Consider the following 21,408-nt stretch of genomic DNA (forward strand, 5'->3'; position numbering starts at 1 on the left):
AAATGGGAGACGTTATTGATATATATGGTTTATCACCTTTGCAAAAAGGAATACTGTTTCATACTTTATACGATCAAGATGATGAACATTCTTTTTCCTATATTGTACAAGTAGGTTTCTTGCTCGGGGGGCAATTGGATGTTGATACTTTTGAAAAGGCTTGGGAATATGTTATTAATCGACATGAGGTTTTACGTTCAGTATTTGTATGGGAGGAAGTAGAAAAGCCACTACAAGCGGTTTACCAACGTCTTCCTTTTACTATTCATCAAGAGGATTGGAGCACCTATCCACATGAGGAAAGGGTGAAGAAATTACAACAGTTTTTGAATGTAGATCGTAGAAAAGGATTTTTATTGGATGAAGCACCATTGATGAGAGTCACTGCGATTAAAGAAGCAAAAGAGGAAACGAGAATTATTTGGACACATCATCATATTTTGCTAGATGGATGGAGTGTGTCATTGGTCTTTAGTGAAGTGATGGAAGTTTATCTCAAGATGATAAAGGGAGAATTATTGACTCTTCCTAAATCTCTTCCTTATAAAAAATATATCCAGTGGATAAATAAACAAGATCAAAGTCAAGCAGAGGAATTTTGGAAAGAAGAATTAAAAGGGTTCTATGCACCTACGCCATTAGCAATGGAAAGAAAGGATCAAGGACAAGAGAAGGGCTATGGAGAGTGTGTTTATCAAGTATCTGAGAAACTTACTGAGAAGTTACAAGAGTGGGTACGAAATAGTCGATTAACGTTGAATACGTTAGTACAAGGTGCATGGGCTTATTTGATGAGTAGGTATAGCGGTGACAGTGACGTCGTATTTGGCGTAACTAGCGCTGGACGTCCTACTGATTTAATGGGAGCAGAGAATATGGTGGGGCTATTTATTAACACATTACCTACCAGAATTCGATTAACGGATAATACATCAGTAGTAGATTGGCTTCGTAAAATACAAATGAAAGAAATGGAACGAAGACAGTATGAGTATAATTCGTTGATAGATATTCAAGGCTGGAGTGAGGTTCCGCGAAATAGCTCCTTATTTCATACCTTGTATGTGTTTGAAAATTATCCAATTCAAGGTGAGAGAAATGATGATTTAAGATTACTAGATGTTACAAGCACGGAACAAACAAATTATCCTTTAACACTCATTGTAATGCCCGGTAAGAAAATTACTTTAAAGTTGATGTATGATCGAAGCTATTTTAATGAAGAAACAATAAATCTGATTCAGAATCACTTATTGCAAATATTAATTCAGATGACGAAGAGCCTAGATTCAAAACTATTTGAAATTACTCATTTAACAGAAGAAGAACAGATACAGTTACTAGAGGAATGGAATCATACTCAATTTAATTATTCGGCTGAAGGCATGATTCATACGATGTTTGAGGAGCAAGTTAAAAAAACACCGGAAGCAATCGCGGCTAGTTACGAAAATGAACAAATTACCTATAAAGAGTTGGAGAAGCGTGCAAATCAGCTAGCTCATTATCTACAAAAGCATGGTGTAGGCCCAGAGTCTCTAGTTGGGGTATATATGGAACGTTCATTACAAATGATGATAGCGTTATTAGGTATTCTAAAATCAGGAGCAGCGTATGTTCCACTTGACCCTACTTATCCAGAGAGTCGACTTCGATATATATTAGAGGATGCTGGAATCGAAGTACTAGTGACGGAAGAGAATTCTAAAAATTTGTTTGTATCTGAAAATATAGAAACGATTTGTATGAATAAAGATTACACTGCAATTGAAAAAGAAGAATCAACCCCATGTATAAGTGGTGTAACAGGAGAAAATTTAGCGTATGTTATGTATACTTCAGGATCTACAGGGAATCCAAAGGGAGTAATGATTGAGCATCATTCAGTAATTAATTATCTAGAATGGATGCAACATAAATATCCGCTTTCTGAAAAGGATGTGGTCTTGCAGAAAACGCCATTCTCATTTGATGTCTCTGTTTGGGAATTGTTTTGGGGCATTCACGTTGGTGCAAGTGTATCTTTCCTACCTCCAGGTGGAGAAAAAGATCCTTCTATTATAGCTGAAGTGATTAAACAACATCAGGTTACTATAGTTCAATTTGTACCTTCGATGTTATCTGTTTTCTTAGACCACTTCAATCATATTGAATTGAACATGAATTGTTCGTCCGTACGCCATGTATTTTCTGGTGGAGAAGAACTAAGTTCAGGGTTGGTTAGACGATTTCAACAGAAATGGAATTATAGTGGACAAGTGAAATTAACCAACTTTTATGGGCCAACTGAAGCCACTATTTATGTGAATGCATTTGATATTCAGCCTAATCAAGAATTTGTTTCTATTGGGCAGCCAATACAGAACACGCAATTATATGTATTAGACCAAAATCAACGCTTGCAATCAATAGGAATTGAGGGTGAGTTATATATTGGTGGTGCTGGTTTAGCACGTGGATACTTAAATCGTCCGAATCTTACTGCTGAAAAATTCGTTTCGCATCCATATCGATTTGGGGAACGACTATATCGAACAGGAGATTCAGTAAGATATTTAACTGATGGGAATTTAGAATTTATAGGTAGAATGGACCACCAAGTCAAAATGCGTGGTTTTAGGATTGAATTAGGAGAAATTGAAGCGACTTTAGAAAAATGTTCGTTTATTAAAGAGGCTGTCGTATTAGTTAGAGAAGATCGTCCAGGTGATCAACGATTGGTTGCATATGTAATAAGCGATGGAAATACCGAGGAGTGGAGAGAGTATTTACAAAAACAATTACCAAATCATATGATTCCAGCGCACTTTATAGATTTAGAACACTTCCCGCTTACTCCAAATGGGAAAATTGACCGAAAGGCCTTGCCAGCACCTGATGAGCAAGCTATTGAAGATTTAAATGTGCTACCTCGGACGCCATCGGAAGAGCTTATTGCCTCGGTTTGGAGTCAAGTGTTAGGAACAGAAAATATTGGCATTCAGGATTCCTTCTTTGAACGTGGTGGGCACTCACTACTTGCTACTCAAATTGTCTCTAGATTGCAAGAAATGTTCCAAATTAAAATTCCATTACGTGAACTTTTCAAGCACGATACAGTGGAAGCATTGGCGAAACGAGTGGATCAGTTACGAAAAGAAGATAAAAAACGAGAGGTTGCTCCTCTTGTACCTATGAAACGAGAAGAAGTTATCCCACTTTCCTATGCGCAGAAACGTCTATGGTTTATTGATCAATTAATGCCAAATAGTGCTATGTACAATATTCATGCAGCGTGTCGCTTAACAGGTAAATGGTCAATTGAAGCATTGGAGGTCGGATGGAATCAATTGTTGGAGCGTCATGAATCATTAAGGACGACAATTCTAGAACAAGAGGGTGAACCTTTTCAACAGGTTCAATCTCATGTGTTCAGGCATATTCCTCAAACGAATCTAACAGATCTTTCTTTGGAAGATAGGGAAAGAGAAATGAAACGCCTTATTCAAAACGAGGCGGAGGAACCATTTCATTTTGGACAAGGTCCTCTGATTCGAACACGAATATTGAAAGTGGACAGGGGAGAATGGGTTCTCATTTGTACGATGCATCATATTATTTCAGATGGATGGTCAATGGGAATCTTACTTGAAGAATGGATGGCTTTTTATGAAGGAGCACTAACCGGAAAACCAGTGGAATTGAAGGAGTTATCTATCCAATATGCAGATTTTGTCATGTGGCAGAAGGAATGGCAAAAAGAGGAGAGTTTGAATCAGCATCTTCAATATTGGAAGGAAGAATTATCTGGGGAACTACCGGTTTTACAATTACCGATGGATCGTCCTCGACCTGCAGTTCAAACCCATCGTGGTGCAAGTCAGTCCTTAATAGTGGCGAATTCCTTACAGGAAAAGCTCAAAGATTTAAGTTTGCAAGAAGGATGCACTTTATTTATGACATTGATGGCAGCGTATCAAAGCTTCCTTTCTCGTTATACAGGACAGGACGACATTATAGTTGGAAGCCCCATCGCTAATCGAAATGTGAAAGAGATTGAGGGATTAATAGGATTCTTTGCAAATACGTTAGTTTATCGAGCTGATTTCAGTGGAAATCCGACGTTCCAAGAACTATTGTCGCAGATAAGAAAAAAAGCACTAAAAGCATACGAGTATCAGGACATCCCATTTGAGAAAGTGGTAGAATCCGTAAAACCTGAACGGAATACAAGTCATTCACCAATATTCCAAACTATGTTTACTTTACAGAATACGAAACAAGAGTTTCTTCAGCTATCCGAAAGACAAATGGAACTCATGGAAAGCCATGTTTCTGTTGCCAAATTTGATTTGAGTTTATTTGCTTCTGAGACGGAAGAAGGATTATCACTAACCTTTGAATATAATACTGATTTGTTTAATGATACAACCATTAAACGTATGGTAAATCATTTTGAACATTGGTTAAATCAAATTGCCTCTTATCCAAAATGTTTATTATCAGAATTGAATATGTTATCGAAAGTGGAATATAAGCAACTACTAGAGGAATGGAATGAATCAGCCGTTATAGATATAGAAGATAGTACGATTCATACAATGTTTGAAGAACAAGTGGAAAAAACACCAGAAGCAATTGCAGTAGTGTGCGAAGATGAAGAACTAACATATCGAGAGTTGGACGAACGCTCGAATCAGTTGGCACATTATTTACAAAAAAATGGTGTAACATGCGAAACATTGGTTGGGATTTGCGTTACACGTTCATCCGAGATGATTGTCGGTCTCTTAGGAATTATGAAGGCGGGAGGAGCATATGTCCCAATTGATCCAGCGTATCCGGAAAGTCGACTGCAGTACATTTTAGAAGATGCTCAAATAAAGGTACTGGTGACACAGGAAAAGTTACAACAAAAAATGGTTATACCTACATTCGTTAACGTCATTTGTATTGATCGTAATCGAGCAGAAATAGAACAAGAAGTTACTACGGTATGCACGAGTGAAGTGACGGGTGATAACTTAGCCTATATTATCTATACTTCAGGTTCCACGGGAAATCCAAAGGGAGTAATGATTGAGCACAGGAATACAGTAACAATGATTCATTGGGCGCATCATACGTATTCTCGAAAGGAATTAGCGGGAGTATTAGCTTCAACTTCACTATCTTTTGATTTATCCGTTTTTGAAGTATTTGTTCCCTTAACGATGGGTGGTAAGGTGATTGTCGCTGAAAATGCTCTACATCTAGACAAGTTGTCTACCAAGGGTGTGACTTTGGTTAATACTGTGCCATCGGCAGCAAAGGAACTGGTTCGAGCAAAAACAATTCCTTCTTCAGTAAAGGTAATGAATTTGGCTGGAGAACCGTTACCATATCCGCTTGTTCAAGATTTATACGAGAGAAGTACGATTGAGAAGGTGTTCAACTTATATGGACCGTCTGAAGATACTACGTATTCCACGTATCTGGAATTAGAAAAGGGTGTCATGCATAGGGTACCACCAATTGGTAAACCAATCTTCAATACAGAAGTATATGTATTGAGTGCTGAACAAAAAATGGTTCCAATTGGTGTAGTTGGTGAGTTGTACATTGGTGGATCAGGGTTAGCACGTGGATATTTAAAACGCCCTGACTTAACGAAAAATCGATTTATACCGCATCCGTTTAAAGAAGACGAGCGAGTATACCGGACTGGAGATCTAGTAAGGTATTTGCCGGATGGAAATTTGGAGTATGTCGGACGAATTGATCATCAGGTGAAAATTCGTGGGTTCCGGATTGAACTAGGAGAAATCGAAGCGGTATTACAAAAGCATACATTAGTTAACGAAGCTATTGTGATGGTGCGGGAAGATTATCCTGGCGATCCACGTTTGATTGCCTATGTTGTAGGAGACGGTGATTCTCAAAAGTGGCGTGATTATCTCAAGGACCAACTACCAAATTATATGATTCCATCCTATTTTGTTGGATTAAATGCATTTCCACTCACTCCTAATGGAAAAATTGATAGGAAGGCTTTACCAGCACCAGAGAAGCAGGAGATAGCGAGTTGTTATATTGCTCCTCGTACGTCTACGGAAAAAACAATTGTTTCAATATGGCATGAAGTTTTAGGCATGGAAAACATCGGAATTCAAGATTCGTTTTTTGAAATTGGTGGACATTCATTACTTGCTACGCAAGCTGTTTCCAATCTTAAAGAGGCTTTTGGAATCGAGATACCATTGCATGATTTATTTATGTTTCATACGGTGCAGCAATTGGCAGAACAGATTGATCAATTGCTCGATAACAAAAATCAAGAAATGCAGAATGATAGTAAGGAGAATATAAGCCTTCAAGATTATATTCAAAAAGAAGCAGAAGTGAGTAATGATGAAGAATTACTGGAACTGCTTAAGCAATTAGAAGAGTTATCAGAGGAAGAAGCACAAGGGATATTTGAGAGTAATTTGATTGAGGAAGGGGTAAAAAAATGAGAAGTGATTTACTTGCAAAGCTGAGTTCACTTTCTCCTGAGAAGAGAGCATGGCTTCAGAAGCAAATGCAAAAAAAGGAGAATAAAGAAGCACTCCCGTTGTCTTATGCACAACAACGTTTGTGGTTTATGGACAGATTTAACCCAAACAGTTCTTTATATAATATTCCAACCGTATGGCATCTAAAAGGAAATTGGATACCTGAAGCATTAGAGAAGGGATTCAATCGACTCATTGAACGTCATGAATCATTACGAACTGTTTTTAAAGAAATAGGAGAACAGCCTGTGCAACAAATTGTCGAATTCCTTCCTAGAGCATTACCTGTAAGGGATTACTCTCAACTTCCTCTAGAAGTAAAAGAAAAAGAGGTAGATAGTTTAATTGCGAGAGAAGCGCAAGAACCATTTGATTTAATGAATGGTCCTTTAATTCGTAATCAGCTTGTTCAATTAGAGAAGGATGAATGGTTATTACTGTGTACGATGCATCATATTATTTCTGATGCTTGGTCCATTGGTATATTCATGAATGAATTCCTTGCTTTCTATGAAGAAGAAACGGGCGGAAATCCTGCTAAATTAAGTTCATTATCTATTCAATATGCAGACTTTGCGAAGTGGCAAAAGGGGTGGTTGCAAGGTGATGTGCTAAATCGTCAGCTTACGTATTGGCAGGAAGAATTGTCTGGTGAGCTTCCTATCTTACAACTGCCAGTGGATCGACCTCGACCGGTTAAGCAGACTTACTCTGGGGCTGCGCATCATGTGATTTTTCCTTATAAATTGCTCAGTCAATTGAAGGATATAAGTCGACAAGAAGGATCTACTTTATTTATGACTTTAATGGCCGCATACCAGAGCTTTCTTGCTCGTTATACGGGACAAAAAGATATTCTAGTTGGTAGCCCGATTGCAAATCGGAACCATAAGGGAGTAGAAGGATTAATTGGTTTCTTTGTTAATACGTTGGTTTATCGATCAGATTTGAGTGGCACCCCTACTTTTCGGGAGATTTTGAACCAAACAAAGAAAAAGGCGTTAAAAGCTTACGAATATCAAGATATACCATTTGAAAAAGTGGTAGAAGCTGTGCAACCTGAACGAAGCATGAGTCATTCTCCTATATTTCAGACCATGTTTACGCTACAGAATATAAAACAAGAACGACTAGATTTGCCTGATAGAAGTATTGAAATGGTAGAAAGTAATATGTCTATTGCTAAATTTGATTTGAGCTTAACTGCCTATGAAGTGGAAGAAGGTCTATTCGTCTCATTTGAATACAACACGGATTTATTTGATAGTAGTACCATTGCACGTATGGCAGGACATTTTGAGAACTGGCTAAATGAAATCACGTATCATCCAGATGAATCATATACAAAGCTGTCAATGTTATCGGATACTGAGCAAAAACAACTCCTAGAAGAATGGAATGATACGGACGTAGTTTATGGTCATGATTGTATGATTCATGAGCTATTTGAGCAGCAAGTTGCACGGACACCTGACGCAGTGGCGGTAGTTTATGAGGGTGGAAAGCTAACGTATCAAGAACTAAATGAAAAATCGAATCAATTGGCACATTTTCTACAAAAACGAGGTATCGGACCTGAATCATTGGTTGGTATATGTATTGAACGTTCTCCTGATATGATTATCGGTCTCTTTGGGATTTTGAAGGCAGGTGGGGCTTATGTCCCACTGGACCCAAGTTATCCTGAAAACCGCCTGAGATATATTTTGGAGAATTCACAAATTCAAGTGCTGTTAACAAAAGAGGCACTACAGGACTGGTTACCTAAAGATATTCAAGCAATTTGTTTAGACCGGGATCAAGTGATGATTTCTAAAGAGAGTAATTTAGCTCCGGTAAGTGGAGTAACAGCAAATAACTTGGCCTATATTATATACACTTCGGGTTCGACGGGAAATCCAAAGGGGGTAATGATTGAACATCATTCCGCTATCAACCGCCTACAGTGGATGCAGAAAAAATACCCATTGTCCGAGGAGGATACAATCCTACAAAAGACACCGTTTTCATTTGATGTTTCTGTATGGGAATTATTTTGGTGGTCATTTGTAGGAGCACGTGTTTGTTTACTTCCACCAGGAGGAGAGAAAGATCCTGCGGTGATTGAGGAGTATATTGAACGATATCGCGTGTCCACCATACACTTTGTTCCGTCGATGTTATCTACTTTCTTAGATTATATGGAACTATATAATTCGAAAAGGGATGTATCGTCTTTAATTCAAGTTTTTACTAGTGGAGAAGCGTTAAACACTGAGCATGTTCGCCGGTTTAAGGGGATCTTTTACAATGTTCAGCAAACAAAGTTAATTAACTTGTATGGTCCTACTGAAGCGACTGTGGATGTGACTTATTACGATTGTGATTTAGAAAAAGAAGCAATGATTATTCCGATTGGTCGTCCAATTGATAATACAGAGTTGTATGTGTTAGATCAATATCAACAAGTGGTCCCGATTGGTGTGGCAGGGGAACTTTACCTTGGAGGAGTAGGATTGGCACGTGGCTACTTCAATCGACCGGATTTAACTACTGAACGTTTTATTCCGCATCCTTTTAAGGACGGGGAACGATTATATCGAACGGGTGACTTGGTGAGATATATGAATGATCGTAACTTAGAATATATTGGAAGAATAGATAACCAAGTTAAAATTAGAGGATTCCGAATTGAATTGGGAGAAATTGAAGCAGCTTTACATGATCACTCATCTGTAAAAGAGGCAGTCGTGTTGGTGAAGGAAGAACGACCAGGAGATAAGCAGTTAGTAGCTTATGTAGTGGGTGAAGGGGATGCTGGAGAATGGCGTGAATATCTCAAGAAGCAATTACCACATTATATGGTTCCGGCATACTTTTTCCAAATTGAAGGTATGCCACTCACTCCAAATGGTAAAGTGAATCGGAAAGCATTATTGGAATTAGAAGAACAGTTCATAAGTGAAGATATTACTTCATCACGAACACCAGTGGAGGAGCTCATCGTTTCAGTTTGGAGCCAAGTGTTAGGAATAAAAAATATTAGTGTTCAGGATTCCTTTTTTGAAATCGGTGGTCATTCACTACTAGCTACTCAAGTAGTGTCACGTTTACAGAGAATTTTTCAAATCGAATTACCAGTACGTGAACTATTTGAATATACAACGGTGGAGTCACTGGCAAAGCGATTAGAACAGTTACGTAAAGGAGATAAAAAACGAGAGATTCCGCCACTAATACCAATGAAACGAGGAGAAGCTATTCCACTATCTTATGCCCAACAACGTTTATGGTTTATTGATCAATTTACACCTAATAGTGCCCTTTACAATATGCCAATGGTATGCCGTCTTACAGGGAATTGGCTACTTGAAGCATTGGAAACGGGATGGAATCAACTAATAGAACGTCATGAATCACTGCGGACGGTCTTTCAAGAGGTGAATGGTCAACCCGTACAGCAAATTGAACCGTATGCTTTTCAATCAATTCCGAAAACGGATTTAACTATGCTTTCTTCTGAAGATCAAGAAGAAGAAGTTAAACGTTTAATTCAACAAGAAACAGAAGTACCATTTGATTTAACAGAGGGTCCATTAATCAGGACAAGTATTTTGCACGTGGGAGAGGAAGAATGGATACTCCTTTGTACTCTACATCATATCATTTCAGATGGATGGTCAATGGGAATCCTACTTGAAGAATGGATGGCATTTTATGAGAAAGCAACGGATGGAAAGGTAGCGGAACTTGAACCATTACCGGTTCAATATGCCGACTTTGCTCAGTGGCAAAAAGGATGGTTAAAGGAGGAGGTGCTTGATCAACAACTCCAATATTGGAGGGAAGAATTGTCTGGGGAGCTTCCTGTACTCCAACTTCCTGTGGATCGCCCGCGTCCCGCAATACAAACTCATCACGGGTCGACATACACTATGGTTCTGCCAAGCACGCTACATGATAAATTGAATGAACTTAGTCGAAAAGAAGGGGCTACGCTCTTCATGACGCTTTTAGCTGCATATCAAAGCTTTCTATCTCGTTATACGGGACAAGAAGATATTCTGGTCGGAAGCCCAATTGCGAATCGGAATTATAGAGAAATTGAAGGACTAATTGGTTTCTTCGTTAACACGCTGGTTTATCGAGCTAATTTGAGTGGTAGACCGACATTTCAAGATGTACTGTATCAGGTTCGTCAAAAGGCATTGAAGGCGTATGAATATCAAGATATTCCATTTGAAAAAATTGTAGAAGTTGTGCAACCGGAGCGAAGTACAAGTCATTCGCCAATTTTCCAGACTATGTTCATCTTGCAAAATATGAAACAAGAGTTACCGGTGTTATCTAGTAGAAGTATTGAGATGATAGAAAGCCATAGTCCAATTGCAAAGTTTGATTTAAGTGTAATGGCAGTTGAGACGGAAGAGGGATTACTTTTTACTTTTGAGTACAATAAGGATTTATTCAATGCTACTACTATTGAACGGATGGCAGGACACTTTGAGAAATGGCTACATGAAGTTTCTCATCGCCCACAAAATCCGTTGCATGACCTGAGCATGCTATCAGAAACCGAGCGTACTTTGTTATTAGAAACATGGAATGACACTGTAATGGAAATGTCCCATCAGGGTCTTATTTGCGACAAATTTGAGGAGCAAGTAGCAAGGCGTCCTGATGCGATTGCGATAGTTGATCAAACAAAACAGTGGACTTATGGTGAATTGGATACACAAGCAAATCAGTTGGCAAATGTTTTACAGCGAAAGGGAGTAGCCCCAGAGTCAGTGGTAGGGGTTTATCTTCCGAGATCAGCTGAGCTGATGGTAAGTTTACTAGGCATTTTAAAAGCTGGTGGAGCTTATGTCGTTTTAGATCCGTTGTATCCAAAATCAAGGTTAGAATACATGATTGAAGATGCAGGAATTCAATTTGTAGTGACGGCGGAAGGACAAGACGGACATTTCGCACACGTCGAAATGGTGAGGTTAGAAGAATTAACGGTGGAAAGCGTAATCGCACCTACACGTCAAATAAATCCAGAGAACTTAGCCTATATTGTTTATACCTCTGGTTCTACAGGAAAACCGAAGGGTGTAATGGTTGAATATCGCTCATTAATGAATATGGTTTCTTGGCATCAGGAAGTTTATCATATTTCAGCAGAGGATCGTGCGACTCAGATTGCAGGGGTTGCTTTTGATTCGGCTGTCCAGGAGATCTGGCCGTATCTAACTGCTGGCGCAGCACTCTACTTGTCAACAGAGGAACTGAGAATTAATCCAGAAGCACTAAGGGACTGGCTCATTGATTCACGAATAACAGCTAGCTTTGCACCTACGCCTATTCTGGAAAGGCTCTTGAAATTATCTTGGCCAGATAAAACGGATCTTCGTTTTATCATTACTGGTGGGGATCAATTAACGCAGTACCCATCTAACGATATTCCTTTTGCGGTAATTAATCAGTATGGTCCATCGGAAAATACCGTTGTTACCACAGATTGTTATGTACCTGTAGGAGTGACAACAGGTACGCCATCGATTGGTCGACCGATTGCAAATACAGAAGTTTATGTGTTAGATTCTCATCTTCAGCTAGTACCAATTGGCGTAATTGGAGATCTCTATATTGGAGGGAAGAGTCTTGCACGTGGATATGCTAATCGTCCGGATCTTACAAAGGAAAAATTTATTCCACATCCTTTCAAGTCAGGAGAACGTCTCTATTATACAGGAGACAAAGCAAGTTATCTTTCTGATGGTAATCTCCAGTTCCATGGACGTATAGATGACCAAGTAAAAATTCGTGGTTTCCGGATTGAATTGGGAGAAATAGAAGCTGTTTTGCAGGCACATTCTTCTGTGAAAGAAGCAGTTGTATTGGTACGAGAGGATAATCAAGGTGATAAGAGATTAGTAGCTTATGTAGTTGGTGAAGGAAGTGTCCATGAATGGCGAGAACATCTACAAACACATTTACCAAATTACATGGTTCCAACAAACTTTATTGAGATGGAATTTTTACCACTTACACCGAATGGAAAACTTGATTTGAAGGCATTGCCTATACTTAGTGAACAATCCGCTGAAAATACTGTATACCCAAGAACTCCGCTGGAAGAACTTATCGCTTCAGTGTGGAGTCAAGTGCTAGGAATAGGAGACATTGGTGTTCAGGATTCTTTCTTTGAGCTTGGTGGTCACTCTCTACTTGCTACACAAGTGGTCTCACGCTTACAGGAAGTCTTTCAAATCAAATTGCCAGTACGTGAACTGTTCGAATATTCAACGATCGAGGCATTAGCGAAACGAATGGATCAGTTACGTAAGGGGAATGAAAAACGAGAAATTCCACCATTGGTGCCGATGGAACGTGGAAATAATATTCCACTATCTTATGCCCAACAGCGCTTATGGTTTATTGATCAATTTGCACCTAATAGTGCACTTTATAATATGCCAATGGTATGCCGTCTTACAGGGAATTGGTTACCTGAGGCATTGGAGTTGGGATGGAATCAGTTGATAGAGCGTCATGAATCTTTGCGGACTGTATTTTATGAAGAGGATGGCCATCCTGTGCAGCAGATTCAACCGTACGTTTTTCGTCCGCTTCTGCAAATGGACTTAACTAAGCTTTCATTAGAGGAGCGAGAAAGAAAGTTGGAGCAATGGATTCAAACTGAAGTCGAATCTCCATTTGATTTAGAACAAGGGCCATTATTCCGTGGGAAACTCATAAGAATTTCAGAAGAAGAATGGGTTCTTCTGTGTAATATGCATCATATTATCTCGGATGGGTGGTCGATGGAAATCTTGCTTCAAGAATGGATGGCATTTTATGAGAATGCGATTGGTGAAAAACAAGCAGAGCTGCAACCACTACCAGTTCAATATGCCGATTTTGCTCAGTGGCAAAGAGACTGGTTGAAAGATGAAGTACTATATCAACAGCTTGCATATTGGAAGGAAGAATTATCTGGTGAGTTACCAGTCTTAATGTTGCCAATGGATCGTCCGCGTCCGCCAGTGCAAACCCATCATGGATTAACTCATAATGTTTTGTTGTCACGCTCATTACTGGATAAATTAAACGAACTAAGTCGTCAAGAAGGGGCCACACTTTTCATGACCTTATTGGCATCGTATCAAAGTTTCCTTGCTCGTTATACGGGACAAACGGATATTATTGTTGGTAGCCCAATTGCAAATCGAAATTATCGAGAAATTGAGGGGCTAATTGGTTTCTTTGTCAACACTTTGGTTTATCGAGCTGATTTAAGTAATGCACCGGCATTTCAAGAGTTGTTATCTCAAGTACGGATAAAAGCATTGAAGGCGTATGAGTATCAAGATGTTCCGTTTGAGAAAATTGTAGAGGTTATCCAACCTGAACGAAATACAAGCCATTCTCCGATTTTTCAAACCATGTTTACTTTGCAAAATACGGGACAGAAGCTACCAGAACTACATGGAAGAAATATAGAAGTAATGGAAAGTAATGCTCCGATCGCTAAGTTTGATTTAAGTTTAACTGCTGCAGAAGTGGAAGAGGGTTTATTACTTACTTTTGTTTATAGAACTGATTTATTTGACAGCTTAACTATTGAATCCATGGCTGAACATTTTGGGAACTGGTTGAATGTAATCGTGGAGAATCCTGATAAATCATTAGCTAAGTTGCCTATATTATCAGGATTACAGCAAAAACAGTTGGAAGAGTGGAATAATGGTGCTGTAGCATATCCACAGGAAAGTACAATTCATCAGCTGTTTGAAGAGCAAGTAAATCGTACACCTGATGCGGTAGCAGTGGTAGATGAAAAACAGCAGTTAACGTATCGAGAGCTGAATGAAAAAGCTAATCAATTGGCCCACTATCTTCAGCAATGCGGAATTGGGAATGAATCATTGGTTGGACTTTGCTTTGAGCGTTCAATTGAGATGGTTGTTAGTATTATGGGGATTTGGAAGGCTGGAGCAGCCTATGTTCCATTAGACCCATCATATCCAGAAAGTCGCCTACGATATATTTTGGAGGACACTGGAATCCAAGTATTAGTTACGAACGAGTCATTGAAAGATTGGATACCTAAAGAAATCAAGATAGTTTGTCTAGATAGGGATCAAACAATGATTTCGCAAGAAAGCATTCTTTCACCAAAATGTGAAGTAACAGGAGAAGACTTAGCGTATGTTATCTATACTTCAGGATCAACGGGGAATCCAAAGGGTGTCTTGATACAGCATCATTCTGTACTAAACTTGTCGTATGGTTTACAAAAAGAGGTTTTCGAACATGAGATACCATCTAACATGCATGTCGGTTTAAATGCGTCAATTGCCTTTGATGCATCTATCCAGCAATTACAAATGCTGCTTTATGGTTCAAGTTTGTATATTATTCCGAATGAAGTACGAAGTGATCCGGAACAGTTTGTAGCTTATATTAGGGAGAACAAGTTAGCAGTCTTTGATATAACACCTTCAATGCTTCAATTACTTATAGATGCCGGATTGTTAGAAACGTACGATGGTGTTCATGTTCCAAGTAAGGTATTGGTTGGCGGCGAAGCGATTATGCCGTCATTATGGGAACAGCTAGTAGAGACTGATAAAATACAGTTTTATAATGTATATGGTCCTACAGAATGTACGGTTGATGCAACATGCTATCATATCAAAAAAGATAGTAAGAGAGTAACAATTGGGCGTCCATTGCCTAACATCCACACTTATGTATTAGATAGAAATAGGTTGCCAGTTCCAGTTGGTGTGATGGGGGAACTTTATATCGGAGGAGCAGGTCTAGCAAGGGGGTACTTGAATCGTCCAGAGTTAACATCCGAACGATTTATTTCTCATCCATTCAAAGAAGGCGAGAGGTTATATAGAACAGGTGATCTTGTGAGATATCTTCCTGATGGTAATATAGACTACTTAGGAAGAATGGATAATCAAGTGAAGATTAGAGGATTTCGAATTGAACTTGGAGAGATTGAGTCGACTTTACAAGAGCATGACTTGGTAAAAGAGGCAGTTGTAATGGTTAGGGAAAATCAGTCGGGAGATAAGAGGCTGGTAGCTTATGTAGTGGACGAAGGCAGTTTAGAAGAATGGCGAGAGTATCTTAAAACAAAACTGCCAATCCATATGATACCTTCCTACTTTGTCGAAATGAAAGAATTACCGCTAACCATAAATGGAAAGATTGATCGGAAATCGTTACCTATACCAGATTATCAAGGAACACAAGAAGGATACGTGCCCCCAAGAAATGAACGTGAACATAAGCTTTCTATCATTTGGGAACGTGTGCTAGGTTCAAAACGTATTGGTATGAATGATAACTTCTTTGAAATTGGTGGAGATTCAATTCTTAGCATTCAGATTGTCTCGCGCGCGAAGCAAGCTGGTTTACAATTGACACCAAAACAAATATTTGAACACCAAACGATTGCTGAGTTGGCGCAAGTAGTCAAAGAAGAACAAGGTGTACAAGCTGAACAGGGAATTATAACTGGAGAGACGATACTTACACCTATTCAGCAAAGGTTTTTTGCACAAAATCATCCTAACCCACATCATTGGAATCAATCCATGTTCTTTAGAACGAAAGAGAAATTGGACATAGGATCACTGGAAAAGGCGGCAGGTAACCTTCTACTTCATCATGATGCTCTGCGTTTAAGATATGAACGTTTACCTAATGGGGTTTGGAAACAGTGGAATGAAGGAATAGAAGAACAATTGATGCTTACTGTCATTTCATTAGACGAAGTACCGGAAGCTGATTGGCATCAGGTTATTCAAAAAGAGATTAATGTTGCACAAGAAAGTTTGAATTTACATGATGGTCCGCTAATGAGAATGGTGTATTTTGATGAAGGTGAGCACGCTGGCCGATTATTTTGGACAATTCATCATTTAGCCGTGGATGGTGTTTCTTGGCGAATTTTATTGGAAGATTTGCAAACAGCATATACGCAAGTAGTCCAAGGTCAGAAAATTCAATTACCTATGAAGAGTACATCTTTTAAAGAATGGTCGGAGAAATTACATCATTACGCTGAAACTGGACTATCAAAAGAAGTGCTACATTACTGGGAGGAGCAGGCTGAACAAGACGTAGTTAAATTGCCGGTAGATGGTACTATAAGTAATCCAGTAAGCGCAGTAACTGAGGAAATTACTGTGGTGTTAAATGAGAATGAGACCCGTATGTTATTGCAAGAGACTTTAAGCACTCACCGTGTCCAAATCAATGAAGTATTATTAGCAGCATTGGTACAAGCTACGGCAGCATGTACGGGGCAGCCGACATTGAGCGTAGATTTAGAGGGACATGGTCGAGAAGAGATTATTGAAGATGTTGATTTATCGAGAACTGTGGGATGGTTTACAAGTATTTACCCAGTTCATTTAAATATTACTAGTGCTAATACGCCAATTGAAGCATTAAAAGCAGTTAAAGAACAAGTTCGCAAAATTCCTAATAAGGGTGTTGATTATGGGGTGTTGCGTTACATGAACGCAACAATGTGTGAGCAATTAAGCTCCCAATATACACCGTCTATTAGTTTTAACTATCTTGGACAATTTGACCAAATGTTTTCTAACGATGCAATGTTTATTCCGGAGAACGAATTTAAGCGTTTAGATCATGCTGCCGGTTCCAAGCGATCGCATGTAATTGATGTAATTGGGGTTGTAACGGATGGAAAACTTCAGTTCACTTGGGTATACAATGTTGGACAATTTGCCAAATCAACGATTCAAAGTATTGCACAGAATATGCTATATCAACTGAGTACATTGATTCAATTTTCAGATAGAGAATCTGCACTGACCATTTCGGATTTTGCAATGGCTAATCTTAGCCAAGAAGGTTTGACAAATGTACTAAACAAAATGCATCGTGGAAAGAACAATCAGATTACTGATTTATATCCACTATCATCTTTGCAAGAAGGTATGATTTTCCACACATTGCATGACCAAGGGGATGAACATGTTGCACCGTATATAGTGCAATTGAGTTTTATGATTCGAGGAAAAATGAATATTCCTACATTTGAGCAGGCGTGGAAATCTGTAATTCAGCGGCATGAAATTTTTCGTACAGCATTTGTATGGGACGGAATTGAAAAACCTGTACAAGTGGTGTATGAAAATATCCCATTTAAAGTGAACAAAGAAGACTGGCGTACAATGACAAGTGAAGAGATAGAGGAAAAAAGAAAAGTCTTTTTGGCATTAGATCGAAAACAAGCCTTCCAATTTGATGAAGCACCATTGATGCGGGTAACAGTCATTCAAGAAGGTGAGGAAGAATATCGGATTGTTTGGACCCATCACCATATTTTACTGGATGGATGGAGTTTACCATTAGTATTTAATGAATTACTTACAGTCTATCAGAAGAGAATGAATGGAGAAGCTGTGAAGTTACCTAAGTCCTCACCATATAAGAAATATATCCAATGGTTAAGAGAGCAAGATAAGGAGCAGGCGGAACAATTCTGGAGAGAGAAGCTAAAAGGTTTTACTGCGCCAACTTTGCTGGGCTTAGAAAGTAAAGAGGAAGAAAAAGGTTACACAGAGAAGGTTACGTATTTATCAGAAGAGCAGACTCAAGCGTTACAAGGATGGGCGAAACGCAATAAACTTACTTTGAGTACAGTAATTCAAGGTGCATGGGCATATCTCATGAGCCGATATAGTGGAGAAAATGACATTGTTTTTGGTGTAACAAGCTCAGGGCGTTCTACGGAGATTATTGATGTTGAAAACATCGTAGGTCCTTTCATTACAACGTCACCGACGCGAATTCAATTGATGGATGATATAAAATTAATAGATTGGTTGCAGAAGATACAAGAGGAAGAGATAGAAAGAAGACAATATGAGTATGCTTCTTTGACAGAGATTCAGGGGTGGAGTGAAGTTCCTAGAGGAATACCGCTGTTCAATAGTTTATATGTGTTTGAAAATTATCCAGTGAAAGAGGAGTCTTCAGAAAATCTGGAAATTGGTGAATTGGAAGGGGTAGAACAAACCCACTACCCATTAGGGTTAGCTGTAGTTCCAGGAATCCAGTTATCGTTAAAGTTAATGTATGACCGTAGTAAGTTTAATAGAGTAACCATTGAACGAATGCTGGGTCATTTACACAAAGTGTTAATGCAAATGCTCAAAAACATTGATCAAAATCTATCGGAGCTAGTATATATTACGGAAGCTGAACAAAGAAAGCTATTGGAAGAATGGAATAATAATACTATATCCTATCCACGTGAGAATGCAATCCATCAACTATTCGAAGAGCAAGTAAATCGTACGCCTGACGCGTTGGCAGTGGTAGATGAAAAACAGCAACTAACATATCGAGAGCTGAATGAAAGAGCTAATCAATTAGCCCATCATTTACAGAAATGTGGAATTGGGACAGAGTCATTAGTTGGCCTTTGCTTTGAGCGTTCAGTTGAGATGGTTGTTGGTCTCATGGGAATTTGGAAGGCTGGAGCAGCCTATGTTCCATTAGATCCATCGAATCCGGAAAGCCGCCTACAATATATTTTAGAAGACACAGGAATTAAAGTGTTAGTTACAAATGAAGTATTACTAGGTTGGATTCCTAAAGACATTAAGACAGTTTGCCTAGATAGGGACCAAGCAATGCTTTCTCAAGAAAGCAAACTTTCACCAATATGTGAGGTAACAGGGGAAAACTTAGCGTATGTTATCTACACTTCTGGTTCGACAGGGAATCCAAAGGGAGCTTTAGTACAGCACCATTCTGTAATAAACTTATCATATGGTTTACAAAAAGAAGTTTTCTCACATGAGATACCTAGTAATATGCGCGTTGGTTTGAATGCATCAATTGCCTTTGATGTATCTATTCAGCAATTACAAATGCTGCTTTATGGTTCAAGTTTATATATTATTCCAAGTGAAGTTCGCACTAATCCAGAACAATTTGTGTCCTATATTAGGGAGAATAAATTGGAAATGTTTGATATGACACCTTCATTACTTCAATTACTAATAGATGGAGGATTGCTAGAAATAAGTGCTGATGTTCATGTACCAAGCAAGATATTGGTCGGTGGTGAAGCAATCATGCCGTCATTATGGGAACAGCTAGTAGAGACTGAAAAGATTGATTTTTATAACGTATACGGTCCTACAGAATGTACGGTTGATGCAACATGCTATCATATCAAAAAAGATAGTAAGAGAGTAACAATTGGACGTCCGTTGCCGAACGTTCAAACTTATGTATTGGATAAAAATTTGTTACCTGTTCCAGTTGGTGTAACAGGTGAGCTATATATTGGGGGTGCAGGTATAGCGAGAGAATACTTGAATCGCCCAGAATTAACAGCAGAGCGATTCATCCGTCATCCATTTAAGGAAGAAGAACGTTTATATCGTACGGGAGATTTGGTTCGTTATTTACCTGATGGTAATTTAGATTACTTGAGAAGAATTGATAATCAAGTGAAAATTAGGGGCTTTCGTATTGAACTTGAAGAGATTGAAGCGAGTATAGAGAGGCATCCATTGGTAAAAGAAGCAGTAGTTTTGGTAACAGAGGATAAATTAGGAGAGCAGAGATTGGTTGCTTATGTAGTTGGAGATGGTAGTATGCATGAGTGGCGTGAGTATCTCAAGACACAAGTACCAAATTATATGGTTCCCGCTCACTTTATTAAGGTAGACGAGATTCCTCTTACAACAAATGGCAAAGTTGATCGAAAGGCATTGAACAATTTAACTATTCATAGAGAAAATAACTTCTCTACACCAATCATTCCAAGGGATGAAATTGAATATCAGTTGATTAAAATCTGGCAGGATGTGTTACAGATAGAAGATGTCTATGTAAATGATGATTTCTTTAATAGAGGAGGACATTCTCTCCTTGTAATTAAATTAGTTTCAAAAATTAGGGAGAAGTTTGGAAAAGAGATTAAGGTGTCAACATTGATTAAGAATCCAACATTGGAAGGAATCGCATGCCTTATTCGTGATAAGCATGATATGACGAAATCAGTAGCAGCGCTAGTTCCACTACAAGAATCAGAAAAAAGCCCTTTCTTCTGTGTTCATCCGTTTATGGGGAATGTATTCTGTTACATTCAACTAGCAAGATTACTTAAGAACCATTGTTCATTTTATGGTTTACAGAATCCTCTTATAGAAAAGGGAGAAATTGATGAATTGACCTTGCCGGAAGTAATTCAACTTTACATTGAAGAAATCAAACGTGTCCAGCCAGAAGGTCCATATCGTCTTGGAGGATGGTCTTTAGGCGGTGCGATTGCTTATGAAATCGCAACTGTACTAAAGAATCAAGGTGAGGAAGTTGAGTTGTTGATACTAATGGATACTAAAGTACCTTCAGAGCAGGACTATAAAACAACGGAGGATATGCTCTCATATATATATGAGCATTTCATTCCTAGAGATCTTACTGAGCAGGGGGAAGGCCTCTTCCATGAACAAGATATGCTTGTAGAGCGATTAATTATGGAAGGAGTACTCCCGCCTGATGCAGATCTTATGAATTTGAAGCAAGTTATCAATGCTCATAGGAAATGCCTGAACATAATGGCAGATCATGATTTAATACCATACTCTGGAGAAGTTCTCTATTTTAGTGCTGAGGAAGGAAAAGAGTTGTTTACAGATTGGGGACATTTATTAAAAGGAAGAGTAAATAAGTATTCTGTCCCTGGATCACATGAGGAAATAGTAGACTTCCCCGCAGTTGAAAAGATAGCTAAGTACCTATTAAATGAATTTGAAGGGATAAAAGAAACATCCCTTTCATTAACTGAAAAGTAGAGAGTGCAAAAGATGCAACGCTATGAACGAAAAGGGCAGCCTAATAACTGCAAATA

Annotated in this window: 2 protein-coding genes; both read left to right on the forward strand. The window is 38.7% G+C overall.

Translation table 11 applies throughout. The features are described from left to right. Positions 1-2: 2 nt before the first annotated feature. Positions 3-6,473, forward strand: coding sequence for a non-ribosomal peptide synthetase (locus tag BHV55_RS12290; protein ID WP_070758105.1), 6,471 nt, complete (start codon positions 3-5; stop codon positions 6,471-6,473). Continuing rightward, positions 6,470-21,352: a non-ribosomal peptide synthetase gene (locus BHV55_RS12295; protein ID WP_070758107.1), complete on the forward strand. Its 14,883-nt coding sequence runs from the start codon at positions 6,470-6,472 to the stop codon at positions 21,350-21,352. The genes BHV55_RS12290 and BHV55_RS12295 overlap by 4 nt, the downstream gene beginning before the upstream one ends. Positions 21,353-21,408: the final 56 nt, after the last annotated feature.

Source organism: Bacillus sp. RZ2MS9, assembly GCF_001816185.2.
Lineage (GTDB): Bacteria > Bacillota > Bacilli > Bacillales > Bacillaceae_G > Bacillus_A > Bacillus_A cereus.

Bases quoted from the DNA above. Each gene is read 5' to 3' on its own strand.
- BHV55_RS12290 (WP_070758105.1), top strand. From the start codon at position 3: ATGGGAGACGTTATTGATATATATGGTTTATCACCTTTGCAAAAAGGA.
- BHV55_RS12295 (WP_070758107.1), top strand. From the start codon at position 6,470: ATGAGAAGTGATTTACTTGCAAAGCTGAGTTCACTTTCTCCTGAGAAG.